Annotated in this window: 27 protein-coding genes; 18 read left to right on the forward strand and 9 right to left on the reverse strand. The window is 68.9% G+C overall.

Going from position 1 to position 24,514, the window contains the following annotated elements; translation table 11 throughout:
• Together PIJ49_RS08180 and PIJ49_RS08185 are read left to right on the forward strand one after the other, a co-directional pair.
• Nucleotides 1-2,629, forward strand: a 2,629-nt coding sequence (locus PIJ49_RS08180; protein WP_442874618.1) for a DEAD/DEAH box helicase, incomplete at its 5' end; no start/stop codon positions are given.
• Between the two features lie 104 nt (nucleotides 2,630-2,733).
• Nucleotides 2,734-2,985, forward strand: coding sequence for a DUF6458 family protein (locus tag PIJ49_RS08185; RefSeq protein WP_066656348.1), 252 nt, complete (start codon nucleotides 2,734-2,736; stop codon nucleotides 2,983-2,985).
• 114 nt (nucleotides 2,986-3,099) lie between these two features.
• Here PIJ49_RS08185 and PIJ49_RS08190 read toward each other — a convergent pair whose 3' ends face one another.
• Together PIJ49_RS08190 and PIJ49_RS08195 are read right to left on the reverse strand one after the other, a co-directional pair.
• Entirely contained in the window at nucleotides 3,100-3,621 is a 522-nt protein-coding gene (locus PIJ49_RS08190; protein ID WP_066656346.1) for a ribonuclease H family protein, read from the reverse strand.
• A gap of 65 nt (nucleotides 3,622-3,686) precedes the next feature.
• Nucleotides 3,687-4,502, reverse strand: coding sequence for a LysM peptidoglycan-binding domain-containing protein (locus PIJ49_RS08195; RefSeq protein WP_271826294.1), 816 nt, complete (start codon nucleotides 4,500-4,502; stop codon nucleotides 3,687-3,689).
• A 149-nt stretch (nucleotides 4,503-4,651) separates the two neighbouring features.
• Here PIJ49_RS08195 and PIJ49_RS08200 point away from each other — a divergent pair, with 149 nt between their 5' ends.
• The 3 genes from PIJ49_RS08200 to PIJ49_RS08210 all read left to right on the forward strand — a co-directional run bounded on the left by PIJ49_RS08200 (nucleotide 4,652) and on the right by PIJ49_RS08210 (nucleotide 6,270).
• The gene (locus PIJ49_RS08200) at nucleotides 4,652-4,990 is read left to right on the forward strand and encodes a hypothetical protein (RefSeq protein ID WP_066656341.1); all 339 of its coding nucleotides are present in this window, start codon (nucleotides 4,652-4,654) and stop codon (nucleotides 4,988-4,990) included.
• Nucleotides 4,991-5,089: 99 nt separating this feature from the next.
• Nucleotides 5,090-5,930, forward strand: a protein-coding gene (locus PIJ49_RS08205) for an IS5 family transposase (protein ID WP_271826295.1) whose coding sequence is annotated in 2 segments (ribosomal slippage) — nucleotides 5,090-5,392 and nucleotides 5,394-5,930 — 840 coding nt in all. Because the reading frame shifts where the segments join, the coding sequence is not laid out codon by codon here.
• A gap of 49 nt (nucleotides 5,931-5,979) precedes the next feature.
• The gene (locus PIJ49_RS08210; RefSeq protein WP_209685924.1) at nucleotides 5,980-6,270 is read left to right on the forward strand and encodes an ArdC-like ssDNA-binding domain-containing protein; all 291 of its coding nucleotides are present in this window, start codon (nucleotides 5,980-5,982) and stop codon (nucleotides 6,268-6,270) included.
• 141 nt (nucleotides 6,271-6,411) lie between these two features.
• Here PIJ49_RS08210 and PIJ49_RS08215 read toward each other — a convergent pair whose 3' ends face one another.
• Both PIJ49_RS08215 and PIJ49_RS08220 read right to left on the reverse strand, forming a co-directional pair.
• Complete coding sequence (locus PIJ49_RS08215) at nucleotides 6,412-6,912, reverse strand: VanZ family protein (protein WP_209685922.1); 501 nt, start codon at nucleotides 6,910-6,912, stop codon at nucleotides 6,412-6,414.
• Nucleotides 6,909-7,664 (reverse strand): TetR/AcrR family transcriptional regulator, encoded by a 756-nt coding sequence (locus tag PIJ49_RS08220; RefSeq protein WP_209685920.1) that lies wholly within the window; start codon nucleotides 7,662-7,664, stop codon nucleotides 6,909-6,911. Before PIJ49_RS08220 ends, PIJ49_RS08215 begins: the two co-directional genes overlap by 4 nt.
• A gap of 97 nt (nucleotides 7,665-7,761) precedes the next feature.
• On the opposite strand from PIJ49_RS08220, the gene PIJ49_RS08225 reads away from it, so the two are divergent.
• The 5 genes from PIJ49_RS08225 to PIJ49_RS08245 all read left to right on the forward strand — a co-directional run bounded on the left by PIJ49_RS08225 (nucleotide 7,762) and on the right by PIJ49_RS08245 (nucleotide 11,828).
• The gene (locus tag PIJ49_RS08225; protein WP_066656331.1) at nucleotides 7,762-8,502 is read left to right on the forward strand and encodes an SDR family oxidoreductase; all 741 of its coding nucleotides are present in this window, start codon (nucleotides 7,762-7,764) and stop codon (nucleotides 8,500-8,502) included.
• Nucleotides 8,502-9,404 (forward strand): SDR family oxidoreductase, encoded by a 903-nt coding sequence (locus PIJ49_RS08230; RefSeq protein ID WP_066656329.1) that lies wholly within the window; start codon nucleotides 8,502-8,504, stop codon nucleotides 9,402-9,404. Before PIJ49_RS08225 ends, PIJ49_RS08230 begins: the two co-directional genes overlap by 1 nt.
• A 39-nt stretch (nucleotides 9,405-9,443) precedes the next feature.
• Entirely contained in the window at nucleotides 9,444-9,650 is a 207-nt protein-coding gene (locus PIJ49_RS08235) for a tautomerase family protein (protein ID WP_271826296.1), read from the forward strand.
• A 133-nt stretch (nucleotides 9,651-9,783) separates the two neighbouring features.
• Nucleotides 9,784-10,377 carry a hypothetical protein gene (locus PIJ49_RS08240; RefSeq protein WP_066656325.1) on the forward strand — a complete coding sequence of 198 codons (594 nt, stop codon included), beginning with the start codon at nucleotides 9,784-9,786 and terminating at the stop codon, nucleotides 10,375-10,377.
• Between the two features lie 65 nt (nucleotides 10,378-10,442).
• The gene (locus tag PIJ49_RS08245; RefSeq protein ID WP_144411376.1) at nucleotides 10,443-11,828 is read left to right on the forward strand and encodes a LamG-like jellyroll fold domain-containing protein; all 1,386 of its coding nucleotides are present in this window, start codon (nucleotides 10,443-10,445) and stop codon (nucleotides 11,826-11,828) included.
• A 762-nt stretch (nucleotides 11,829-12,590) separates the two neighbouring features.
• On the opposite strand, the gene PIJ49_RS08250 is transcribed toward PIJ49_RS08245, so the two are convergent.
• Both PIJ49_RS08250 and PIJ49_RS08255 read right to left on the reverse strand, forming a co-directional pair.
• Complete coding sequence (locus PIJ49_RS08250) at nucleotides 12,591-13,166, reverse strand: helix-turn-helix domain-containing protein (RefSeq protein WP_066656309.1); 576 nt, start codon at nucleotides 13,164-13,166, stop codon at nucleotides 12,591-12,593.
• A complete protein-coding gene (locus PIJ49_RS08255) occupies nucleotides 13,139-13,402 on the reverse strand; it encodes a hypothetical protein (protein WP_271826366.1) in 264 nt (87 codons plus the stop codon). Before PIJ49_RS08255 ends, PIJ49_RS08250 begins: the two co-directional genes overlap by 28 nt.
• Between PIJ49_RS08255 and PIJ49_RS08260 the strand changes: the two genes are divergently transcribed.
• From PIJ49_RS08260 to PIJ49_RS08275, 4 genes are all read left to right on the forward strand, one after another.
• On the forward strand, nucleotides 13,310-14,194 hold the full coding sequence (locus PIJ49_RS08260; protein WP_271826363.1) for an NAD(P)/FAD-dependent oxidoreductase: 885 nt from the start codon (nucleotides 13,310-13,312) through the stop codon (nucleotides 14,192-14,194). The genes PIJ49_RS08255 and PIJ49_RS08260 overlap by 93 nt on opposite strands.
• Nucleotides 14,191-14,820, forward strand: a complete 630-nt coding sequence (locus PIJ49_RS08265; RefSeq protein ID WP_209685916.1) for a class I SAM-dependent methyltransferase — start codon at nucleotides 14,191-14,193, stop codon at nucleotides 14,818-14,820. The genes PIJ49_RS08260 and PIJ49_RS08265 overlap by 4 nt, the downstream gene beginning before the upstream one ends.
• 94 nt (nucleotides 14,821-14,914) lie before the next feature.
• Nucleotides 14,915-16,405 (forward strand): MFS transporter, encoded by a 1,491-nt coding sequence (locus PIJ49_RS08270; RefSeq protein ID WP_209685914.1) that lies wholly within the window; start codon nucleotides 14,915-14,917, stop codon nucleotides 16,403-16,405.
• A gap of 70 nt (nucleotides 16,406-16,475) precedes the next feature.
• Nucleotides 16,476-17,060, forward strand: a complete 585-nt coding sequence (locus PIJ49_RS08275) for an IS5 family transposase (RefSeq protein WP_271826297.1) — start codon at nucleotides 16,476-16,478, stop codon at nucleotides 17,058-17,060.
• A gap of 40 nt (nucleotides 17,061-17,100) precedes the next feature.
• Here the strand turns inward: PIJ49_RS08275 and PIJ49_RS08280 are convergent, their stop codons facing one another.
• Together PIJ49_RS08280 and PIJ49_RS08285 are read right to left on the reverse strand one after the other, a co-directional pair.
• Nucleotides 17,101-17,919 carry an aldo/keto reductase gene (locus PIJ49_RS08280; protein ID WP_066656298.1) on the reverse strand — a complete coding sequence of 273 codons (819 nt, stop codon included), beginning with the start codon at nucleotides 17,917-17,919 and terminating at the stop codon, nucleotides 17,101-17,103.
• A gap of 48 nt (nucleotides 17,920-17,967) precedes the next feature.
• Nucleotides 17,968-19,173, reverse strand: a complete 1,206-nt coding sequence (locus PIJ49_RS08285; protein WP_066656297.1) for an MFS transporter — start codon at nucleotides 19,171-19,173, stop codon at nucleotides 17,968-17,970.
• 412 nt (nucleotides 19,174-19,585) lie between these two features.
• Between PIJ49_RS08285 and nrdH the strand changes: the two genes are divergently transcribed.
• The 4 genes from nrdH (at nucleotide 19,586) to nrdF (ending at nucleotide 23,567) form a co-directional block, all read left to right on the forward strand.
• Nucleotides 19,586-19,819 (forward strand): glutaredoxin-like protein NrdH, encoded by a 234-nt coding sequence (gene nrdH, locus PIJ49_RS08290; RefSeq protein WP_058727719.1) that lies wholly within the window; start codon nucleotides 19,586-19,588, stop codon nucleotides 19,817-19,819.
• 112 nt (nucleotides 19,820-19,931) lie between these two features.
• Nucleotides 19,932-20,348 carry a class Ib ribonucleoside-diphosphate reductase assembly flavoprotein NrdI gene (gene nrdI, locus PIJ49_RS08295; RefSeq protein ID WP_209685912.1) on the forward strand — a complete coding sequence of 139 codons (417 nt, stop codon included), beginning with the start codon at nucleotides 19,932-19,934 and terminating at the stop codon, nucleotides 20,346-20,348.
• Nucleotides 20,349-20,365: 17 nt separating this feature from the next.
• Nucleotides 20,366-22,471 (forward strand): class 1b ribonucleoside-diphosphate reductase subunit alpha, encoded by a 2,106-nt coding sequence (nrdE, locus tag PIJ49_RS08300; protein ID WP_251155683.1) that lies wholly within the window; start codon nucleotides 20,366-20,368, stop codon nucleotides 22,469-22,471.
• A gap of 94 nt (nucleotides 22,472-22,565) precedes the next feature.
• Complete coding sequence (gene nrdF, locus PIJ49_RS08305; RefSeq protein WP_058725585.1) at nucleotides 22,566-23,567, forward strand: class 1b ribonucleoside-diphosphate reductase subunit beta; 1,002 nt, start codon at nucleotides 22,566-22,568, stop codon at nucleotides 23,565-23,567.
• Between the two features lie 452 nt (nucleotides 23,568-24,019).
• On the opposite strand, the gene PIJ49_RS08310 is transcribed toward nrdF, so the two are convergent.
• Nucleotides 24,020-24,355, reverse strand: a complete 336-nt coding sequence (locus PIJ49_RS08310) for a hypothetical protein (protein WP_271826298.1) — start codon at nucleotides 24,353-24,355, stop codon at nucleotides 24,020-24,022.
• Nucleotides 24,356-24,514 lie beyond the last annotated feature (159 nt).

Raw genomic sequence — 24,514 nt, forward strand, 5'->3', positions numbered from 1 at the left:
CCCGGAGGAGCCGCATGACCGTCACGCTCTCCCGCCCGCACCCGGCGCCGACCGGGGGGGGGGGGGGGCCCGCCCCCCCCCGCCCCCCCCCCCCCCCCCCCCCCCCCCGGCGGCGGCCCCCCCCCCCCCCCCCCCCCCCGACGCGGTCTACCAGGCGTTCGCCGACTGGGCCGAGGCGGGCGGACGACCGCTCTACCCGGCGCAGGACGAAGCGCTCATCGAGCTCGTCTCCGGCGCGAACGTCGTCCTCAGCACGCCGACCGGTACCGGCAAGTCCCTCGTCGCGGCCGGGGCGCACTTCGCCGCGCTCGCCGAGGGCAAGCGCAGCTACTACACGGCGCCGATCAAGGCCCTCGTCTCCGAGAAGTTCTTCCAGCTCGTGGACCTGTTCGGCGCGCAGAACGTCGGCATGGTGACCGGTGACTCGAGCGTCAACGCGGACGCCCCGATCATCTGCTGCACGGCCGAGATCCTCGCGAACACCGCGCTCCGCCAGGGCCCGGACGCCGAGGTCGACGTCGTGGTGATGGACGAGTTCCACTTCTACGGCGACCCCGACCGCGGCTGGGCGTGGCAGGTGCCGCTGCTCGTGCTCGAGCGCGCGCAGTTCCTGCTCATGTCGGCGACGCTCGGCGACGTCACGACCATCGCCGACGACCTGTCGCGCCGGACCGGGCGCCCGACCGCACGGGTCACCGGCGTTTCGCGGCCCGTGCCGTTGTCGTACGAGTACGTGCTGACCCCGGTGCAGGAGACGGTCGAACGTCTGCTCGAGGAGGGGAAGGCGCCGGTCTACATCGTGCACTTCGCCCAGGCCGCGGCGCTCGAGCGTGCGCAGGCGCTCATGTCCGTGAAGGTGGCGTCGCGTGAACGCCGGGACGAGATCGCCGCCGCGATCGCCGGGTTCCGGTTCAGCGCCGGGTTCGGGCAGACGCTGTCACGACTCATCCGGGCCGGCATCGGCGTGCACCACGCCGGCATGCTGCCGAAGTACCGCCGGCTCGTCGAGCAGCTCGCCCAGCGCGGCCTGCTGCCGGTCATCTGCGGCACCGACACCCTGGGGGTCGGGATCAACGTGCCGATCCGCTCCGTGCTGCTCACCGGGCTGACGAAGTTCGACGGCTCCCGGATGCGGCAGCTGTCCGCCCGCGAGTTCCACCAGATCGCCGGACGAGCCGGACGAGCCGGCTACGACACCGAGGGCGACGTCGTGGCCGAGGCGCCGGAGCACGAGATCGAGAACGCCCGGGCCGTCGCCAAGGCCGGGGACGACCCGAAGAAGAAGAACAAGGTCAAGAAGAAGAAGGCGCCGGAGGGGTTCGTCTCGTGGGGGCCGGCGTCGTTCGACCGGCTCATCGCCGCCGAGCCCGAGCCGATGGTGTCGCGGATGCGGATCACGCACGCGATGGTGCTCGCCGTCGTCGCCCGCGGGGGTGACGCCTTCACCGACGTCCGCTCGCTCGTGTTCGAGAACCACGAGCCGCGCTCCCGGCAGCTCGCGATGGCCCGACGCGCGCTGTCGATCGCCCGCACGCTGATCAACGCCCGCGTGATCGAGAAGGTCGACGGGCGCTACCGCATGACCGTCGACCTGCCCGTGAACTTCGCGCTCAACCAACCGCTGTCGCCGTTCGCACTCGCCGCCTTCGAACTGCTCGACCCCGAGTCCCCGACGTACGCGCTCGACATGGTGTCGGTCGTCGAGGCGACCCTCGACGACCCGCGCGCCGTCCTCGCGCAGCAGCAGTTCAAGGAGCGCGGCGAGGAGGTCGCCCGGATGAAGCGCGAGGGCATCGAGTACGAGGAGCGGATGGAGCTGCTCGAGGAGGTCACCTGGCCCAAGCCGCTCGACGAACTGCTGACCGCCGCGTACGAGGCCTACGCGGCCGAACAGCCGTGGGTGCTCGACTTCACGCTGTCGCCCAAGGCCGTGGTGCGCGACGTGTACGAGCGGGCGATGACCTTCGGCGACTTCGTGCGGTTCTACCAGCTGACCCGCTCCGAGGGACTCGTGCTCCGGTACCTGTCCGACGCCTACCGCACCATGCGCCAGACCATCTCCGAGGAACAGCGCACGCCCGAGCTCGACGACCTGATCGAGTGGCTCGGCGAGGTCGTGCGGCAGACCGACTCCTCGCTCGTCGACGAGTGGGAGGCGCTGGTCAACGGCTCCGTCGCGGAGGCCGCCGCGGAACACGACGAGATCGCGCCGCCGCAGCCCGCCCGGCTCACCGGCAACCCGAGGGCGTTCCGGGTGCTCGTGCGGAACGCCCTGTTCCAGCGGGTGCTGCTCGCGGCGGCCGACGACGTTGCCGGGCTCGCCGCGCTCGACGGGGCCGCAGGGTTCGGGCAGGACGAGTGGGACGCCGTGCTCGAGGAGTACTACGAGGAGCACGACGCGATCGGGACCGACGGCGACGCCCGCTCGATGGCGTACCTGGTGCTCGACGAGCACGGGCCGGGTCGGACCTGGCGGGCACGGCAGATCTTCGCCGACCCCGAGGGCGACAAGGACTTCGGGTTCTCGGCGACGATCGACCTGGACGCGTCCGACGAGACCGGCGAAGCCGTGGTGCGCGTCACCGAGATCGGCCGGTTCGACGGCTGGGCCGAGGTCGACGTCGACTGAGGGCGGCCTCGCTCGGCGGTCACAGGGAACCTCGCCGCCGCGGTCCGGGTACCTTCGACGCCAGCCCCGGACACCCGGGACGGGGCACCACGGAAGGACCCGTCATGCGCATCGGATCGAGCATCGCCCTGATCGTCATCGGAGCGATCGTCGCCTTCGCGGTCGACTACCAGATCGCCGGCATCGACCTGCGCCTGATCGGCTACATCCTGATGGCCGCCGGCGTCGTGCTGCTCATCATCAGCCTGGCGGTCGGGTTCGGCGGGCGTCGGACCACGACCACCACCCGGTCGGGCGTCGACCCGGCGTCGGGGGAGCAGATCACCCGGCAGGACCGTCGCGACGGCACCTACTGAGCGCACGTCCCGAGCGGACGACGGGCCCGGGCGAGGACATCGCCCGGGCCCGTCGTCGTGCGGCCCGTCGTCGTGCGGCCCGTCGTCGTGCAGCCCGACAGGGCGTGTGGCTCGTCAGAACAGGGTGGCGGGCGGTTCGACCTGCACCGGCTCCGGAGCGGGCGGGACGACGGTGTCCGGCCAACCCGGACCGGTCGGTACCTCGGTGCGGTTCTGGAAGGCGGTCGCAGCGCCGCGGGCACGGACGTCCGCGGCCTCGTTCATCTCGTGGCCGACGTGCCCGCGGACCCACTCGAAGGTGACCTTGCGGCCCTGCAGCTCGGCGTCGAGCTCCTTGATGATCTCGACGTTCAGCACGGGCTTGCCGTCGGCCTTGCGCCAGCCCTTGCGCTTCCACCCGGCCAGCCACTCCGTGCACGCCTTGATCGCGTACTGGCTGTCGCAGAGGATGTGCAGCGGTTCGCCGGTGTCCTTCGTGGCGCGGAGCAGTTGCAGCACGGCGGTCAGCTCACCGATGTTGTTCGTCGCACGCGGCCACCCGCCAGCTGCCCAGCGGTCGTCATCGACGTACCAGGCCCAGCCGGCCGGTCCGGGATTGCCGAGGGCGGAGCCGTCTGCGGCGGCGACGATGGTCACGATGTGGCCTCCTGGGTGGTGCGGGGTGCTGGTCGAGCGTAGCCGACCGACGGACGCACGCCAGATCAGCGCGTGGCGGGGTCGAGGTTGAGCAGGGTCCCCTTGATCACCCAGTCGTCGCCCTCCGTCTCCATCTGCGGGTTCAGCCACCGCAACTGGGCGACGGTGATCCCGAAGCGCTTCGCGATCGTGGTCAGGTCGTCACCCTGATTGACGCGGTAGCTGACCGGGGTGCCGGTGGTGCCGCGGAGGGTCTCGTCGGCGGCGTCGAACGCGTAGCCGTAGGCACCCGGGCGAGCGGTGCCGAGCGTGACGTGGAGATCCGGCTCCGGATCCGGGATCGACCAGGACAGCGTGCCGATCGCGAGCACCTTGTGGACCCACGGGCGGTCGCTGTCGTCACCGTCGGACTGGTCCGACACGAGGACGACGGTGCGCAGCCAGTCCGGGTCCGCCCCTGCTCCGGACAGGCTGACGGTGGCCGGGGGCTGGGCCTGCGCGCCCCACCTCGTCGTGCCCACGGCTCGGGCGTCGTAGCCGTCCCCGTACTGCGCCGTGCGCCGGAACTCCACCGACATCGGCTGCGGCTGGGTGGTGCGGTAGCCGGAGAGCTCCGCGTCGAACGTGCCGTGGTCGTTCGCGACGACCCGGACGTGGACCGCGGTGTCGCCGGACTTCGACACGGCGTCGGTCTCCGCGACCACCGTGCCGGCCGGGACCGCCTGCGGTGCCGCGACGGGCTGGGCGGTGTCGTCCGCGGCAGCCGACCCGTCGACGGGCCCCGGCGTCGCGGAGGCGCTCGGCGCAGCGTGGCCGGTCGGCGCCGGCAGCGGGGCGTCGTCGCCGAACAGCGAGCAGCCCGCCAACAGCAGCGTGCTCATCCCCACCAGTGCGACGGCCGCCGTGCCCCGTGCCCTCGTCCGACCCATCGTCCGACCCCCTTCGTCGGGACGACGGTACCCGAGCGCGAACCGGATCACGGCCGTCGTGACCGAACCGGTACCAGGAGCCCCGGCCTACTGTGCGGGGCATGAGCGACAGCATCCCGAACGTGCCCGGCCCCGACGAGTCCGACGACCGCGCCCGCAACGACGAACTCCGCGACGCGGCGCACAGCGACGACGTCGACGGCGTGAGCGACCGCGAGCAGCGTGCCGCCGACACGTCCTACAGCCCGTCGAGCGAACGGGAGACGGTCGCGTCCCAGACGCAGCAGCGCAGCCGCGAGGACCTCGAGCAGGACGGCATCGACCCGTCCCGCGTGGTGGCGGCACCCGGCACCGGCGGTGCGGACGACGCGGGCGACGTCGAGCCCGAGCCGGGCGACCTGAACCTGCCGTGGCAGTCCGAGGAGGACCGCCGGGGCTAGGGCGTGTCTCCTGAAGATCAGGTAGAGCGCTGGCGCGCTGTAGTGGTGAGATGATTCCAGCTGCTCTCCGATGCTCAGTGGTCTTCGATCCAGTCGTTCATGCCGGGTCCGACAGGCAAACGTGGCCGTCCGTTTGCGGACGCTCGGAGCATGGTCGAGGGGATCGTGGACCGGTATCGGACCGGGATCGCGTGGCGTGACCTGCCCGAGGTGTTCGGGCCGTGGCAGACGGTGTGGAAGTGGCATCGCCGGATGGCAGGCGACGGCACGTGGGACAGGGTCCTCGCCGCGGTGACAGCGTCCGCGGACCAGGCTGAGGCGGTGGATCGGTCGTTGTCAGTGGACTCCACGATCGCTCGCGCGCATCAGCACGCCACGAACATCGCCCGCACCACAGGGGGAACCATCGAATCACACGGATCCGGGACTCGAGCCGCCTGATCACGGATGCGGCCGCTCCCGCGGCGGCCTGTCCACGAAGGTCCACCAGCTCGTCGACGGCCACGGGCTGCCCCTGGTCACCCTGATCACGCCCGGACAAGCCGGCGACTCACCGAGGCTGCTGCCGCTGCTGGCAGCGCTCGAAGTGGCCCGTCCGGTGGGCAGGCCGCGGACCCGACCGGACCGGCTCCGCGGTGACAAGGCGTACTCATCCAAAGCGATCCGGCAACACCTGCGCGACCGCGGTATCGAGTCCGTGATCCCCGAGCCTCGCGGCCAGCAAGGACGCCGGAAACGGCGTGGTTCCCGCGGCGGGAGACCCGTGACCTGCGACCGCATCGACTACAGGAACCGGAACGTCGTCGAGCGTGGCTTCTGTCGCCTCAAGCGATGGCGAGCCCTGGCGACGAGGTACGACGACCTCGCGATCGTCTACCGCTCAGCCGTCGTGCTCAACGCCGTCATCGCCTGGACCCACCATTCAGGAGACACGATCTAGATCCCTCCCGCTCCGCCCATCGTCCCCGATCGACCCAGGAGCAGGAACCATGATCACCACGACACGCACCACCAAGACCGCGGCCCTCCGTCCGGCCGGGAAGACCTCGACGCCCCGCCGCACCATCGAGGAGAAGAAGGCGCAGGCCGCCGCACTCCACGAGTCGATCGCGACGCAGGTTGAGAGCTTGCGCGACGCGGAACGGTGGACGGCGTTCCTCGCGCGCGCGTCCGCGTTCCACGCCTACAGCCTGGGCAACGTGTTGTTGATCCTCGGTCAGCGCCCCGACGCGTCGCGCGTCGCCGGGTTCCGCAAGTGGCAGGGACTCGGCCGACGATGATCCCGCACACGATCGGTGCAGCTGACGGCAGGCCTGTCGGGGCGCTCACCATTCTTGCTGCGGCAGGTGAGCACGCGCACATCGCACCCTGATCGAGGACGGACATCGACCGGTCAGCGCCTGTCGTGATCCGGCAGCGGTTCAGTCCAGGACGAAAGCGGCGCGCCGCCGCCGGTCGATCGCATGGATGGTCAGAGCAATGACCGCGCCCAGCAGTGCTCCGACGGTGTTCATGAACCAGTCGTTGGTGTCGCATCGCCGGCCGAGGGCCGGTGCGAGGGCCTGCACGACCTCGATGGCGACGGAGAGGGCGACGGTGCCGGCGAGGACGGTGAGTGGCCGGCTCGTCGCCACGCTGAGGAAGAGCGCGAGCGGCAGCAGCAGCGCGATGTTGGCGAGGGTGTCGATGCCCTGGAACGGGACCGAGAACTGCACGGTGCAGGTGACGCCGCCAGAGCGGGCACCGTCGGGGAGCAGGGTGAGCACGAGGGCGGCGACGAACGACAGGCCGGAGAGGCCGAGCAGGACGCCGCGGAGCCGCAGACGGTGGAGCAGCCAGGCGACCCCCGTGGCGACGGCGAGGGCGACCCAGAACCCGATGGGGACGAGGGGTGCGTGTTCGGCGAGGAACGTGGAGATCATCGGGTGCCTTCGTGGTCCTGGTGGTGGTCGGTTTCGTGGCCGTGGTCGGCCTCGTGGTCGGCCTCGTGGTCGAGTCGGTCGAGCCAGATCCGCATGAGTGCGGTCTCCTCGGGGAGCAACGCGTCCGACCCGTCGTCGTCGAGCCGGGCGCGGAGCTGGCGACGAGCAGCCGCGTCGAGGTCGTCCTGGTCGCGGGCGGACGCCTCGATGAGGACGGCGTCGAGGACCGCGTCCCGGAGTGCGTCGTCGTCGGCAGTGTCCGGAGCCGTCGTGGTCATCTGGTGGAGTGCGAGTCCGACGTTGGCGGCGAGCAGCATGGTCGCTGCGACGGGGACGTCGACGCGGAGCAGGCCCGCGGCCGCGCACCGGGTCAGCGTCCGTTCGAGCAGCGCGGTCAGGCCGTCCCGCGCGGAACTGCTCGCCCACGGCCGTGGGGCGAACATCAGCCGGTAGAGGGCGGCGTGTTCCCGAGCGAACGCGAGGTGGTCGTCCCATCCGTGGCGCAGGTCCGCTGCCGGGTCGTCGGACACCTCGAGCTCGGCCTTCCGAGCGGTGTACCGCTGCAGGCCCGTCTCGGCGAGGGCGTCGAGGAGCCCGCGCTTGTCGCCGAAGATCCGGTAGAGCACGGGCTGGGTCACGCCGGCCGCTTCGCAGACCGCTCGGGTGGCGACGTCCCCGTCGGGGGCAGTGACCAGCTGGTCCTCCGCTGCGCGGAGCAGGGCGCTGCGGAGCGCTTCGTCAGATCGGGCCATGCAGTGATCGTAGCGCAAGTTGTATCGATGATCGTAACCGTGCTACGTTCTGCCGTAGCGCCGAAATGCTCTGCGCGTATCACTGAAAGGACAGACGATGAGCACCACTCCTCGCCGCGTCGCCCTGGTCACCGGCGGCTCTCGCGGCATCGGCCGCGCCGTCTCGATCCGGCTCGCCGCGGACGGCTTCACGGTCGTCGTCAACCACGCCAGCGGGACGGCCGCCGCCGAGGACACCGTCGCCGAGATCGAGCGGACGGGCGGCCGTGGCGTCGCCGTGCAGGCCGACGTCGCGGACGAGCACGCCGTGGCCGCGATGTTCGACCGGGTCGAGGCCGAACACGGCGGCGTCGACGTCGTCGTGCACTCCGCCGGCCGCCTTGCGCTGTCGACGATCGCCGACCAGGACCTCGACGTCCTCGACGCACTGCACCGGACGAACATCCGCGGCACCTTCGTCGTCGCGCAGCAGGCTGCCCGTCGTCTCCGGGCCGGCGGGGCGTTCGTCGGCATGTCGACGTCGGTCGTGGGGACGCAGTTCCCGACCTACGGCGCCTACGTCGCGAGCAAGAGCGCGGTCGAGGGCATGACGATGATCCTCGCGAAGGAGCTCCGCGGCCGGGACGTCACGGCGAACGTGGTGGCCCCGGGGCCGACGGCGACCGAGCTGTTCCTCGACGGCAAGACGCAGGACCAGATCGACACCCTGGCGAAGGTCCCGCCCCTCGAACGGCTCGGCATGCCGGAGGACATCGCCGGTGTCGTCGCGTTCCTCGCCGGGCCCGACGGGCACTGGGTCAACGGCCAGACCATCCGCGCCAACGGCGGGATGGTCTGATGCCGACGCCGCGGGTCGTCCTCGTCACGGGCGCGTCGAGCGGCTTCGGCCGGCTGACGGCGGAGTCGCTCGCGCGGGCGGGGCACGTCGTCGTCGCCGGGATGCGTGCGGTCGACGGCCGGAACGCGCCCGCCCGTGCCGCGCTCGACGACCTCGCCGTGCGCGAGGGCCTGCAGCTCGGCGCGGTCGAGCTCGACGTGCAGTCGGAGCAGTCCGTCGACGAGGCGGTCAGCACCGTGATCCGTGCGCACGGGCGCATCGACGTGCTGGTGCAGAACGCCGGCCACATGGCCTACGGTCCGGCCGAGGCGTTCACGCCGGAACAGTTCGCCGCCCTGTACGACGTCAACGTCGTCGGCGCCCAGCGCGTCGCACGTGCCGTCCTGCCACACCTGCGGGCGCGCCGGTCCGGACTCGTCGTCTGGGTCGGCAGCTCGGCCACCCGCGGCGGCCACCCGCCGTTCCTGGCGCCGTACTTCGCGGCGAAGGCCGGCATGGACGCCCTGGCCGAGAGCTACGCGGCGGAACTGATCCGCTTCGGCATCGACACCACGATCGTGGTCCCGGGCGCCTTCACCTCGGGCACGAACCACTTCACGAACGCCGCCGTCCCGACGGACACCGCCCGCGTCGACGAACACGACACGGAGTACGGGGCGCTCCGGCGCGACCTGACCGACCGCCTCGCCGCGATCGTGCCGGCCGACGCCGACGTGCAGGACGTCGCCGACGAGATCGTGCGCGTGGTCGGCCTGGCCGACGGCGCCCGCCCGTTCCGGACCCACGTCGACCCCTCCCGTGACGGCAGCGAGGTCGTCTCGGCGGTCGCCGACCGCATCCGATCCGAGTTCTACCACCGCGTCGGCATCGAGGACCTCCTGTCCCCGAACGCCGCGCTCTGACCCCCGGAACGTCCGGGACACCCCACCGAGAGGAACACCATGCCCTTCGCCAACATCAAGGTCCACGCTGACACCCTGACCCCGGAGTCGAAGAAGAAGCTGCAGGACGCCGTCACCGACGCCATCGTCGACGTCTACGGCGAGCGAGCCCGACCCACGACGCTCGTCATCCTCGACGAGGTCGCCGACGGCGGCTGGATGCTCGGCGGCACCATCCTCAACGAGGCGATGCTCGGCCGCGTCTGACCATCTCCGGGCGCGGCGGGGACCGACAGCACGGCCCCGCCGCGCCCCGCACCGGGAGTCGATCCGCGCTCCCTCGTCCTGCACATGCTCGCGTCCACCGACGACGGTGTGGCGCCCTCCCCGAAGGAACCCCGTGCACCTCACGTCTCGAGCACGCCGCACCATCGCCCTCGCCGTCGTCCCGACGGCTGTCCTGGCCTCCGGCCTCGTCATCGCCCAGGCGTCCTACGCCGCCTTCTCGGCCACGACGAGCAACGCCCCGAACACCTGGTCTGCCGGGTCCGTCTCGCTCAGTGACGACGATTCCGACACCGCGCTCTTCACGGCCTCCGGGCTGCAGCCCGGTGACACGCGGACATCGTGCATCGTCGTCACGTCGACCGGCTCACTCCCCTCGACGGTGAAGCTGTACGGCACGGACCCGGCGACCACCAACGCACTGTCGAGCTCCTTGCACGTCACCGTCACCGAGGGCACCGGCGGGTCCTTCGGCAAGTGCAGCGGCTTCACCCCGCTCTCGCCCGCCGCGGTCTGGTCGGGCTCCCTCGCCGACCTCGGATCGACCGCCACGAGGTTCTCGAACGGCATCGGCACCTGGCGCACCGCCGGCGGTTCCTCCGAGTCGCGCACGTACCAGGTGACGGTCGCGCTCGACGCCGCGACGCCGAACTCTGCCCAGAACGGGACCGCGCGCATCGGTCTCACCTGGGAAGCGCAGAGTTCCTGAGCCCGGCCGTGGCCGACGTCACCCTGCGTCCGGACGGACGACGCGAACAGCCCTCGGCTGTCGCGGTGACACGATCCGGGCACGCCTCCGCCTCGACCTGGGTGGTGTTCGCTGCGGCACTGCTCGGCCGCACGGTCCTCGTGGTCACCGTGAGCCTCCTGCTCTGGGCAGCGCTGCCTGCGTCATGGGCGTGGACCCCCACGACGGTGGTGTCGGGATCCATGGCGCCGAAGATCCTCCCAGGTGACGTGGTCGTCGCGATGCCGGTCCACGATCGGGAGGTGACGATCGGGCAGGTGCTGCTGGTCGAGGACCCCGACCACCCGGAAGCGCTGCTGCTGCACCGACTCGTCGCGCGGACGCCGTCGGGTTCCCTGCAACTCCGCGGTGACGCGAACCCCACGCCCGATGCCCGGACGGTGGAGCCGGAGGACGTCCGCGGGGTCGGTGTGCTCCGGGTCCCGCTGGTCGGTCTCCCTGCACTGTGGGTCCGCGAGCACGACGTCGGCAGGCTCGCCGCGGCGACGCTCGGACTCGGGGGCGCCCTCGTGCTCTCGTCCCGCCTGGGCAGCCCAGGCGGACCCGAGGTGACCCGTGCGGTCGGGCACGGTCGGCGACGACGGCGGTCCGTCCGCGCGGAACGTGCCCGGAGCGTGGTCTTCGTCGGTGCACTCGCCGCCGTCCTCGCCGTGGTGATCGTGGTGGACGATGCCGCTCGCGCAGCGTTCACGGCCACCGCGGCGAACACGGGTACCCGGCTCGCCACCGCGACGTTCCCGTGTCTGCAGCGAGCGCCGTTCGCACACACGTACCTGACCTACCGGTTCGACGACGCCCCCGGCACCTCCGCGGCCGACGGATCCGGGAACGGTCGCCACGGCACCCTCACCTCGGGAGTCTCGCTCGCCCCGGGCACCTGCCGAGCCGGGGACAGTCCGTCCCTGCTGACGGGCGGGGTGCGGGGGCAGGTGATCACGGACGCGGCGGTCGATGCACCGCAGATCTTCGCGATCGAAACGTGGTTCCGGACCACGACGACGACCGGCGGGATGCTCCTCGGCTTCGGCAACCTCCGCTCGGACCAGTCCACCAAGTACGACCGACAGCTCTACCTCTCCGACGAGGGCGCCGTGCACTTCGGCGCCTACAACGGCACCAACATCGCGATCAGCTCCGCAGCCGGCCTGAACGACGGCGTCTGGCACCTCGCCACCGCGACCATGGACGCGTCGGGCATGCGGCTGTACGTCGACGGCGAACAGGTCGCCGCGAGCTCGAACGCCAGAGCAGAGGTCAGCACCGGGTGGTGGCGGATCGGCTTCGACAACCTCAACGGCTGGCCCGGCAACCACACGACATTCCACTTCAAGGGCAACCTCGACAACGTCGCCGTATATGAAGACACGCTGCCGGCGGCCGCGGTGCAGGAACACTTTGCCGTCGGCAGATGACCGGCAGGACGCCGAAGCAGTAGGCACGCAGGCCCTGGTCACTCGGGAACGGGGCCCGCCCGCCGAGCCGGGAGTCAAGCGCATGTTCAAACCGAGTCGTCGGCAGATCAGTCCGGTGCGATTTCTCTGGACCCCAGCCGAACGGACGCGCGTACCACTGGCATCTCCGTTGGTGAAGAAGTCTTGGTAGGTCGGACCGATCCTGTCTGTAGCGCCGGCGGCGTCGACTGGCCGTCCGCTCGGGTGCGGGTGCAGCGACGATCGCCGTTGCACAACGGCGTTGATGTCGTCGGGTGACGGGTCCGACTTTCGCCCACTCGGGGCTGCCGCGTGTGGCGTCGTGAACGCGGGTTCGGCCAGCAGACCTCGCTTCAACGAAGTTCGCTGACCGGAAGGAGCTCTTGTCAGGGGACGCGGAGGCGCGGCCCGATACGGCACGTCAACACACGTTGACAGGTGACGAAACGGCGGTTGGCTCGACTCGTGGAGCACAACGCCGGCCCCGACGGCACACGCCGCACGGAGGGTGTCCGCACAGGGCAGCTCTGCCCTGTGCCCACTCCGCGTTGCAGGTCACACCGCGTAGGCCGACCAACCGGAGATTGCGGTGCGGCATCTCTGTCTCTGGGACGCCCTCCTGAGCTCATCAACTTCGGCGCTCCTGGGAACCCTGCCCCGCGCTCGTAGGTGACGCGGTCGGCAAGGCGCCACACCGCGGGTTCTCTGTGTTCGACCGTCAACCCTGGCGAGCAGTCTCGACGGTCAGGCGTCGCGGATGTGCAGCTGCTCGCCCTGTGCGCTGAAGAGGGTCAGGACCTCGACCGGGTTCGTCGTGCCGCTGGCCATGCCGTGCGGCGCTGCCGTGTCGAACTCGGCCACCTCTCCAGCATCGAGCACCGTGAGTGTCGAGCCGATCTGCAGGTGCAGCGTCCCAGTGAGAACGAACACCCACTCGTAGCCGACATGGGTCTTCTGGCAGATCCGCGCGTCCGGCTCACGACCCGGCAGGATCACCTTGAAGGCCTGAACCCCGATCGGCCTCGTGGTGAGGGGAAGGTAGATCATCCCGTGGCGACGGACCGGTTTGGGGTGCACACGTGGATCACCGGATGCGGGCGCGCCGACGAGCTCGTCGAGAGGAACCTGGAAGACGCGGGCGATCTTCAGCAGCACGTCGAGGCTTGGAGCGCGGACCCCTGATTCGAGCCTGGACAGGATGCTGATCGAGACTCCCGTGATCTCGCTCACGTCGGCGAGCCGGAGGCCCCGTCTCGTCCGCTGCTCCCTCAGCCGCGCGCCGAGCCCGTCCATTACCGCATCGAGGTCGTCGTGTCCCATACCGTACAGCCTCTCCCGCCTTTGCGATTCTCGCAAATCAGTTTGAGGTTCTGGTCACCGTGTTGCAGGGTCATCACGTGAGCAGATTCGAGTGGGATGTCGTGGTACTCGGTGGCGGTAGTGCTGGCCTCAGCGCAGCGCTGATGCTCGGACGTGCGCGCCGCAAGGTGCTTGTGCTCGATGCGGGGGCACCCCGGAACAGGTTCGCCGCCCACATGCACGGTGTCCTCGGTCATGACGGGAAACCTCCGCTGGAGCTTCTCGCGGTAGGTCGGGCCGAAGTCGAAGCCCACGGCGGTGCCATCTGGGACACTCCGGCTGTGACGACCCGTCACGAGGGCGACGGGTTCGCGGTGGAGACCGATGACTCCCGGACCGTGCTGGCGCGGGCGCTCCTCGTGGCGACGGGTGCCAGCGATGAACTGCCTGACGTCGATGGCCTCGCCGAGCGTTGGGGCAGCGGTGTCGCGGCGTGCCCGTACTGCGACGGGTACGAAGTGCGCGACCGACGGATCGGGATCCTGGCTACCGGCCCCGGCAGCATCTTCCAAGCGCAACTGTTGCGACAGTGGTCCGACCAGATCATCTACCTCGCACACGACACGGATGCGCCGACCGGTGAGGACCAGGCGGCGTTCGACGCCCGCGGCATCCGGATCGAGGATGGGCGAGTCACGCGTGTGCTGTCCCGAGGTGACCAGCTGTCCGGCGTGGAGTTCGACGATGGACGGACCATCGAGCTCGACGCGATCTTCACCGCACCGCGTCTGATCCCACAGGACGCGGCACTGCGACAGCTGGAGGTCGAGCGCACTGAACACCCCTGGGGGTCCTTCGCCACCGTCGACCCCAGCGGGAGGACGAGCGTCGACGGGGTGTGGGCGGCCGGGAACGTGGTCAACGCGATGGCCAACGTCCCTGTCTCCATCGGCACCGCGGCCCTCGCCGCAGGCGCGGTGAACCACGCTCTCGTCCTCGACGACGTCCGCCTCGCACTCCGCGGCAGCGCGAAGGCGGAGACGCGATGAGCGAGGACACCACGCCGAGCGAGCGGTTCTGGGAATCCCACTACCAGGGCATGGACCCGTCTTGGGGGACCCGGCCGAACGCAGTCCTCGCTGCAGTCCTGGATGACCTGGCTCCTGTCCCGGCTCGTGCTCTGGACCTCGGATGCGGACACGGTGGGGATGCGCTCTGGCTCGCCTCCAACGGCTGGCACGTCACTGCGGTAGACGTCTCCGCGACCGCCATTGCACGCGTCACCGACGCAGCGCAGCGCAGTGAGTTGGGCCCGCGCCTGAGTGCCTTCCGGAAGGATCTTGCTCGAGACATCCCCGCCGGCCCGTTCGACCTGGTGTACGCCTGTTACTTCCACACGCCAGTGGACATCGACCGGAACGCGATCATCGGTCGCACATCCGAAGTCCTGTCCCCGGGCGGGTACCTCGTCGTCATCGACCACGCGTCATCGGCACCATGGTCCTGGGGTGCCCACGACCAGGAGTTCCCCACCGCGAACGAGGCGGTGACCCGGCTGGGCCTCGGTGAAGACCTGCGCATCGTGCGGCAGGAGACCGCGTGGCGTGAGGCGTCCGGCCCTGACGGGCAGCGCGCCGACGTCGCTGACAACGTCATCATCGCCCAGCGTCCTTGACCGACCAACCGAAGCCGGTTCGTGCTTCGTGCTTGCCCCACCCTCCCCGTCACCTCGGGCCTCCTTGGCCTGCCCGAAAGTAGTGGACCACCACGTGTCAGATTCACCCGTCACCGCCCCGCCGCCGTCCGCACCGGAGAACCCACGGAAGTGGTTCGCCCTCGTCGCGATCACACTGGCCAGCCTCATGGTCGTGCTCGACGCCTCCATCATCAACATCGTCTTGCCGGAGGCGCAGCAGGAACTCGGGATCTCGGACGCTGACCGCGTCTGGGCCGTGACCGCCTACGCCATCACCTTCGGCGGGCTCCTGATGCTCGGCGGTCGGATCGCGGACATCGTCGGGCGCAAGAAGACCCTGGTCATCTCGCTCATCGGCTTCGCGATCGTGTCCGCCATCGGTGGTCTCTCTTCAACGCCAGAGATGCTGTTCGCCGCTCGCGCCGCCCAGGGTGTGTTCGCCGCAGCCCTCGCACCCGCAGCCTTGTCCTTGCTGAACGTCACGTTCACCAACCCGCGTGAGCGAGCACGGGCGTTTGCCGCGTACGGGGCCGTTCAGGGGGCTGGCGGTGCAGTCGGTCTGCTCCTCGGCGGGGTCCTGACCGAATTCGTCAACTGGCGCTGGACGCTGTTCATCAACGTGCCGATCTCCCTCGTCGCCGTGATCACGGCGATGTGGGCCGTTCGGGAGAGCCACGCCGGGAACTCGCGCCGCCTGGACGTTCTCGGCGCGGTGCTCGTCACCGCCGGATCCGCTCTCCTCGTCGTCGGGTTCACCTACGCCGCCGAACCCGGCGCGGGCTGGACCAGCGCCGTCACGATCGCCTCGCTCATCGGCGCCGTCGTGCTTCTCGCAGCCTTCGTGTTCGTGCAGGCGAAGGTGAAGAACCCGATGCTCCCACTACGGATCCTGACGAACCGCACCCGCGCCAGCGCGCTCTCTGCCGGCTTCCTTGCCAACGCGGCGGTGTTCGGTATGTTCCTGTTCCTCACCTACTACCTGCAGCTCTCCCTCGGCTTCACACCGCTGCAGACCGGCTTTGCGTTCCTCCCCTTCAGCATCGGCATCGTCGCGAGTGCCACGCTGTCCTCATCCCTCTTGCCCCGCATCGGAGCCAAGCCCCTCATCGTCGGCGGCCTCATCCTCGCTACCGCAGGCATGGCGTGGCTGACCACGATCGGCCCGTCATCCTGGATCACCGTTGTGCTGCCCTCCCAGATCCTGATGGGCCTCGGACTCGGTGTGACGTACGTTGCGATCAACAACGCCGCGCTGAACGGCGTCACGGACGCTGACTCCGGAGTCGCCAGCGCCACGATCAACACGACGCAGCAGCTGGGCGGAGCTCTCGGCGTCGCGCTGCTGAACACCGTCTACGCCACTGCTCTCCTCACAGAGGGTTCGGGAACACCGACAGGTGCGACGACGCTTGCCGCCTACCAGACCGCTTTCCTGGTGTCCGCCGCGCTCTTCCTCGCCGCGACGATCGCCGGTCTCCTGACCCGGAATTCCGGCAAGCGAGCGCAGAGCGAAGACCCCACATCGGAAGAAGCCCACGCCAGTACTCCCGCTGCAACGCACTAGGGCGTGTCTGCTGAAGATCAGGTAGAGCGCTGGCGCGCTGTAGTGGTGACATGATTCCAGCTGCTCTCCGATGCTCAGTGGTCTTCGATCCAGTCGTTCATGCCGAGTCCGACAGGCAAACGTGGCCGTCCGGTTGCGGACGCTCGAGCCGCCTGATCACGGATGCGGCCGCTCCCGCGGCGGCCTGTCCACGAAGGTCCACCAGCTCGTCGACGGCCACGGGCTGCCCCTGGTCACCCTGATCACGCCCGGACAAGCCGGCGACTCACCGAGGCTGCTGCCGCTGCTGGCAGCGCTCGAAGTGGCCCGTCCGGTGGGCAGGCCGCGGACCCGACCGGACCGGCTCCGCGGTGACAAGGCGTACTCATCCAAAGCGATCCGGCAACACCTGCGCGACCGCGGTATCGAGTCCGTGATCCCCGAGCCTCGCGGCCAGCAAGGACGCCGGAAACGGCGTGGTTCCCGCGGCGGGAGACCCGTGACCTGCGACCGCATCGACTACAGGAACCGGAACGTCGTCGAGCGTGGCTTCTGTCGCCTCAAGCGATGGCGAGCCCTGGCGACGAGGTACGACGACCTCGCGATCGTCTACCGCTCAGCCGTCGTGCTCAACGCCGTCATCGCCTGGACCCACCATTCAGGAGACACGCTCTAGATCCCCGGCGACGGCGACGGCGACGGCGATGGCGACGGCGTCAGGACACCGAGTCCGGGTGCGACCCGGTCCGCTGTCCGTTCTCGAGACCGGCGATCGCGGTCAGGTCCTCGTCGGTCAGCTCGAACCCGTCGACGTCGATGTTCGCCCGGATGCGCGACGGCGTCACCGACTTCGGCAGCACGACGACCCCCTGCTGCACGTTCCACCGCACGAGCACCTGCGCCACGCTCACCCCGTGCGCGTCCGCGATCCGCGTGAGCACCGGGTCGTCGACGAGCCGCCCACGTCCGAGCGGCGACCACGCCTCGGTCCGGATGCCGTGCTCCTCGTGGAACTCGATCAGCTCGCGCTGCGGCAGCCACGGGTGGCGCTCGACCTGGTTGACGGCCGGCACCTCGCCCGTCTCGTCGACCACCCGCTGCAGGTGCGGCACCTGGAAGTTCGAGACGCCCACGCTCCGCGCCCGACCCTGCTCGCGCAGCTCGACGAGCGTCCGCCACGTCTCGACGTACCGGCCGTTCGCCGCCGCCGGCCAGTGGATGAGGTACAGGTCGACGGCGTCGAGTCCGAGCCGCTCGAGGCTCGCGTCGAACGCCCGCAGGGTCGCGTCGCGCCCCTGGTGGTCGTTCCACACCTTGGTGGTCACGAAGACGTCGTCGCGGTCCAGCCGGGAGGCACGGATCGCCTTCCCGACGCCGGCTTCGTTGCCGTACATCTCGGCCGTGTCGACGTGGCGGTACCCGGCGTCGAGCGCCAGGCGGACGGCGGTCTCCGCCTCGGCGTCGTCGACCTTGTAGACGCCGAACCCGATCGCGGGGATCGACCGGCCGTCGCGGAGGGGGAAGGAGGTGACCATGCACCCATCCTGCCCATCGGGGCGGGGGTACGTCGTGCCTCCCGGCCGTCAGCTCGGCAGCGTGACCGGCTCGGTGTCGGGGAGGGGGCTCGCGTCGCGGCCGCGCAGGTCGGGCAACCACCGCTTCGTCACGAGCGGCAGGACGACCCCCGCCGCCGCCATCACCGCTCCGACGGTCATGCCGCCGGTCGGGCCGTTCGCGTCGATGAGGAAGCCCGCGACGGCGGACCCGCCGGCGGCACCGATGAGCTGGCCGGTGCCCATCCAGCCGTAGGCCTCGGCCGTGTCGGAGAACTTGACCGTCGCGGACACCGAGCCGAACATGACCGCGAGTGCCGGTGCGATGCCGGCACCGGCGATGACGAGGGCCAGGCAGAGCCACCAGAAGTCGGTGCCGCCGACCGCGAGCGCGAGCCCGACGAAGACGATCGACATGCGCGCCCAGAGCGTGTTCTTCGAGATCGGTCGGTGTCCGAGCGCGAGGCCGCCGGCGAGCGACCCGACCGCGAACACCGCGAGGACGATGCCGGCGTTCGGACTGCCCTCTCCGAAGACGCTGGTGACGCTCGCCTCGACCGCCGAGCACGCGCCGATGAGCAGCAGGCCGGTCAGCGTCGCGACGATCACCGACGGCCGCTTCAGCACGACACCGAACGCGCGCTTCGACCGGGGGATGCGGACGCGACCGAGCTCGGGGGAGGCGATGAACCACACGCCGCCCACGACCAGGAACACCATGGCGACGACGATCGCCTGCACCGTGCCGACCTGCGTCGCGACGAACGTGGTGATGACCGGGCCGGCGACCCAGATGAGCTCCTGCGCACTGGCGTCGAGCGAGAACAGCGGGGTGAGCTGCGACGAGGTCACCATCTTCGGGTAGATGGTGCGCACCGCGGGCTGCACGGGCGGGACCGCCAGACCGCCGAGGAACCCGACGACGACGTACCCCCAGAGCGGCATCGTGACGAACGCGATCACGACCATGCTCGCCAGGGCGACGGCGCTCGTCAGGACCAGCACCGGCCGCATGCCCCAGCTGCCCATCCACCGGCTCGTGAGCGGGCCGGCGATCGCCTGGCCGATGCTCGTCGTCGCGAGGACGAGCCCCGCGGCGCCGTAGGAGTGGAACACGTGCTCGACGTGCAGCAGGTAGGCGAGCGAGAGCATGCCGAACGGGAAGCGCGCGGTGAGCTGTGCTGCGATGACGCGACCGACTCCGGGGGTCTTCAGCAGGGGTCCGTAGGCGCTCACGGGACGAGCGTACCGACCGGACGGAACGTGCCGTCACCCGTCCGGGGGTGCTGTGGACAGACCGGGTGCCCACGGTGCTCGGCACGGGCTGCCGCGACACGCCGACGCGTCGATTCCACACCTGTGGATCGAGGCTCTCCACGAGTGTGGGGAAGTGTCGGTGGTCGGCCGCAGACTGGCGGAACCGCGGGCCTCCCCGAGCTGTGCACACTGTGGAAGGGCTTGTGGAGAACTACACGGCTGTAACACTTCCTCTAGTGGTCGGTGCGGCAGTCAGCCACTAGATGTAGTGTGGAGACATCGCAGCGGCCCCTTCCCGGACACGTCTGCGCAGCTACCTGCACCACCTGCACACGTGGCATCAGCACCACCTCCACAGCAAGCACGACACCAGCAAGAACCAGGGGAGATCATGGCCGTCACCGTCTACACCAAGCCGTCCTGCGTCCAGTGCACCGCGACGTACCGCGCGCTCGACAACAAGGGCATCCAGTACGAGGTGCTCGACGTCTCCGCCGACGAAGCAGCGCTCGAGCACGTCAAGAGCCTCGGCTACATGCAGGCCCCCGTCGTCGTGACCGACGACGACCACTGGTCGGGCTTCCGTCCCGACAAGATCGCGACGCTCAGCGCCGAACTCGCGTGAGCCGTGCGGGTCCCGTCACCGGGGCCCGCAGCTCCGCCGGCCCGGAGGCGCGCAGCACCTCCGACGGGCCACCCCTGATCTGCTGTCCGCACCTCTCACAAGGAGCGCGCACATGAGTCGCCTCGTCTACTTCTCGAGCGTGTCCGGCTACACGGCCCGCTTCGTCGAGAAGCTCGGCCGTGACGCGGACCGCATCCCGCTCCTCCCGAGCGACCCGTTCCTCCACGCGGACGAGCCGTACGTGCTCGTGCTGCCCACCTACGGTGGCGGCAACGGCCAGGGCGCGGTCCCCAAGCAGGTCATCAAGTTCCTCAACGACGAACGCAACCGCTCGCTCATCCGCGGTGTGATCGTCGGAGGGAACACGAACTTCGGCGCGGCCTACGGCCTCGCCGGGGACGTCATCGCCGAGAAGTGCGGCGTCCCGCTCTTGTACCGCTTCGAACTCTTCGGAACGCCTGACGACGTGCAGGCGGTCAACTCAGGATTGGATGCATTTTGGACGCAGCAGTTGCAGACGTCGATCTGACGTCGCCGCAGACGGGGATGGACTACCACTCCCTCAACGCGATGCTCAACCTCTACGACGCGGACGGGAACATCCAGTTCGACAAGGATCGTGAGGCCGCCAAGCAGTTCTTCCTGCAGCACGTCAACCAGAACACCGTCTTCTTCCACAACCTGAAGGAGCGGCTCGACTACCTGGTCGAGAACGAGTACTACGAAGCCGCGACGATCGAGCAGTACTCGCTCGACTTCATCCAGCAGCTCAACGACCTGGCGTACTCGAAGAAGTTCCGGTTCCAGACGTTCCTCGGTGCGTTCAAGTACTACACGAGCTACACGCTCAAGACGTTCGACGGCAAGCGCTACCTCGAGCGTTTCGAGGACCGCGTCGTGATGACCGCCCTCGGCCTGGCGCAGGGCAACGAGCAGCTCGCGATCGACCTCGTCGAGGAGATCATCGCCGGCCGCTTCCAGCCCGCGACCCCGACGTTCCTCAACACCGCGAAGGCCCAGCGCGGCGAGCTCGTCTCCTGCTTCCTCCTCCGCATCGAGGACAACATGGAGTCGATCTCGCGCGGGATCAACTCGTCGCTGCAGCTCTCGAAGCGCGGCGGTGGCGTGGCCCTGCTCCTCTCCAACATCCGCGAGGCCGGCGCCCCGATCAAGCAGATCGAGAACCAGTCGTCGGGCATCATCCCCGTGATGAAGCTGCTGGAAGACTCCTTCTCGTACGCGAACCAGCTCGGCGCGCGTCAGGGTGCCGGTGCCGTCTACCTGTCGGCGCACCACCCCGACATCATGAAGTTCCTCGACACCAAGCGCGAGAACGCGGACGAGAAGATCCGCATCAAGACGCTCTCGCTCGGTGTCGTCGTGCCGGACATCACGTTCGAGCTCGCGAAGAACAACGAGGACATGTACCTGTTCTCGCCGTACGACGTCGAGAAGGTCTACGGGATGCCCTTCGGCGACGTCCCGATCTCCGAGAACTACCGCGCGATGGTCGACGACTCGCGCATCAAGAAGACGAAGATCAAGGCGCGTGACTTCTTCACGACCATCGCCGAGATCCAGTTCGAGTCGGGCTACCCGTACATCGTGTTCGAGGACACGGTGAACAAGGCCAACCCGATCAAGGGTCGGATCAACATGTCCAACCTGTGCTCGGAGATCCTGCAGGTCAACACGCCGACGACCTTCAACGAGGACCTGTCCTACAAGGAGATCGGCAAGGACATCTCCTGCAACCTCGGCTCGCTGAACATCGCGCTGACGATGGACTCGCCGGACTTCGGCAAGACCATCGAGACCGCGATCCGCGGCCTGACCTCGGTCTCGCAGATGTCGCACATCTCGTCGGTCCGCTCCGTCGAGGACGGCAACGACAAGTCGCACGCCATCGGCCTCGGCCAGATGAACCTGCACGGCTACCTCGCTCGTGAGCGCGTGTTCTACGGCTCCGACGAGGGCATCGACTTCACGAACATCTACTTCTACACGGTGCTGTTCCACGCCCTGCGCGCCTCGAACAACATCGCGATCGAGACGGGGGAGACGTTCGACGGCTTCCGCGACTCGAAGTACGCGTCGGGCGAGTTCTTCGACAAGTACACCGACCAGGCCTGGACGCCGGCGACCCAGCGCGTCGCCTCGCTGTTCGACGACGCGAACATCACGATCCCGACGCAGGACGACTGGAAGGCGCTGAAGGCGTCCATCCAGGAGCACGGCATCTACAACCAGAACCTGCAGGCCGTCCCGCCGACCGGGTCGATCTCGTACATCAACCACTCGACGTCGTCGATCCACCCGATCGCGTCGAAGATCGAGATCCGCAAGGAAGGCAAGCTCGGTCGCGTCTACTACCCGGCGCCGTTCATGACGAACGACAACCTGGACTACTACCAGGACGCGTACGAGATCGGTGCCGAGAAGATCATCGACACCTACGCGGCTGCCACCCAGCACGTCGACCAGGGCCTGTCGCTGACGCTGTTCTTCAAGGACACCGCCACCACGCGCGACATCAACAAGGCCCAGATCTACGCATGGCGCAAGGGCATCAAGACGATCTACTACATCCGTCTGCGCCAGCTCGCCCTCGAGGGCACCGAGGTCGAGGGCTGCGTCAGCTGCATGCTGTAGAGCTGCTGCTCTCTTCCTGGAGGCGCGGGGCGGGCCCCGCCCTGCGCCTCCAGTCCGTCCGATCGTCCTGTCCACCACCACCCGGAAGAAAGCCATGACCCTCACCGACCCGGTCCACGCCACGGGCAAGTCCATCCCGCTGATCAGCGCGGTCAGTGCCATCAACTGGAACCGCATCCAGGACGACAAGGACGTCGAGGTCTGGAACCGGCTGGTCAACAACTTCTGGCTGCCCGAGAAGGTGCCGCTGTCGAACGACGTGCAGTCGTGGAACACGCTCACGCCGGAGGAGCAGCAGCTCACCATGCGGGTCTTCACCGGCCTGACGCTGCTCGACACGATCCAGGGCACCGTCGGCGCGATCAGCCTGATCCCGGACGCGATCACCCCGCACGAAGAGGCCGTCTACACGAACATCGCGTTCATGGAGTCGGTCCACGCGAAGAGCTACTCGTCGATCTTCTCGACGCTCGCCTCGACGCCCGAGATCGACGACGCCTTCCGCTGGTCCACGGAGAACCCGAACCTGCAGAAGAAGGCCCAGATCGTCCTCGACTACTACACGGGTGACGACCCCCTGAAGCGCAAGGTCGCCTCGACGCTGCTCGAGTCGTTCCTGTTCTACTCCGGCTTCTACCTGCCGATGTACTGGTCCAGCCGGGCGAAGCTCACCAACACCGCCGACCTGATCCGCCTGATCATCCGCGACGAGGCCGTCCACGGGTACTACATCGGGTACAAGTTCCAGAAGGGCCTCGAGGGCGCCTCCGAGGAGCGCAAGCAGGAGATCAAGGACTACACGTTCAACCTGCTCTTCGAGCTCTACGAGAACGAGGTGCAGTACACGCAGGACCTCTACGACGGTGTCGGGCTGACCGAGGACGTCAAGAAGTTCCTGCACTACAACGCCAACAAGGCGCTGATGAACCTGGGCTACGAGCCGATGTTCCCCAAGGAGACGACGGACGTGAACCCGGCGATCCTGTCGGCGCTGTCGCCGAACGCGGACGAGAACCACGACTTCTTCTCGGGGTCGGGGTCGTCGTACGTCATCGGCAAGGCCGTCGTGACGGAGGACGAGGACTGGGACTTCTGATCCCGGTCTGACGAACGAGAACGCCCCGCTGGCTCCTGATGCGCCGGGCCGGAGTTGGCCAAACATGCGTGGTGTGTGGTCAGCGCGGCAGGTGATCTGGCCGATGTTGTGCGCTTTTGGCCAATTCGGCGCTGTAGCGGTCTCTCCCGGAGGGGCATTCCGAGGTCAGGTGTGGGGTCGTTTGCTTTGGATGGCTTCGGTGGTGGCGTTCTATGGGTAGGTTGGCTCGCTCTCGGCCAGTTGATTTGGCGCCGGCACCGTGGCCCGATGTGATGAGTCCGAACCCCTTGGGCGAGTTCGGGCGCCAGTTCGTGTTGCGGCTGAGGGCAGCAATCGGTTCACGTTCCGTTCGTTCCGTTGCGGCTGAGGCGGGCGTAAATCATCAGACTCTGACCAATGTGCTGGCCGGTACGGTGTGGCCTGATCTCGCAACGATCGGACGATTGCAGCTGTCATTGGGTGTGCAGCTCTGCTGACTGCCCGGGCCCGGACCCGGACCCGGGCCTGTCCTCTCCGCAGGTCCGTGCTTCGCGATCCATCATGGTGCCATGACACGGATCTTGATCACCGGTTCGACCGACGGCATCGGGCGGGCGACAGCCGAAGCGCTTCTCCACGACGGTCATGACGTCGTTCTCCACGCCCGTTCCGCACAGCGCGCTGGTGCCGTCGCCGACCTCGTCGAGCGCGGCGCCGATATGGTCGTCGCGGACTTCGCCGTCCGACAGGAAGTCCTCGACGCGATCCAATAGCTCCAGGATGGTGCGCCGGTCCAGGCCGTCGTCCATAACGCCGGCGTGAACTCTGGTAGTGAGATGCTGCCCGCGAACGTGGTGGCTCCCTACCTGATGACCGCTCTGTTGACTTCGGTCGAGCGGCACGTCTACGTCAGCAGTGACATGCACTTCAGCGGTTCACCTCGACTCGAGGGAGCCGACTGGCAGGGT

It is taken from the genome of Curtobacterium uvaldense (assembly GCF_028307415.1).
Lineage (GTDB): Bacteria > Actinomycetota > Actinomycetes > Actinomycetales > Microbacteriaceae > Curtobacterium.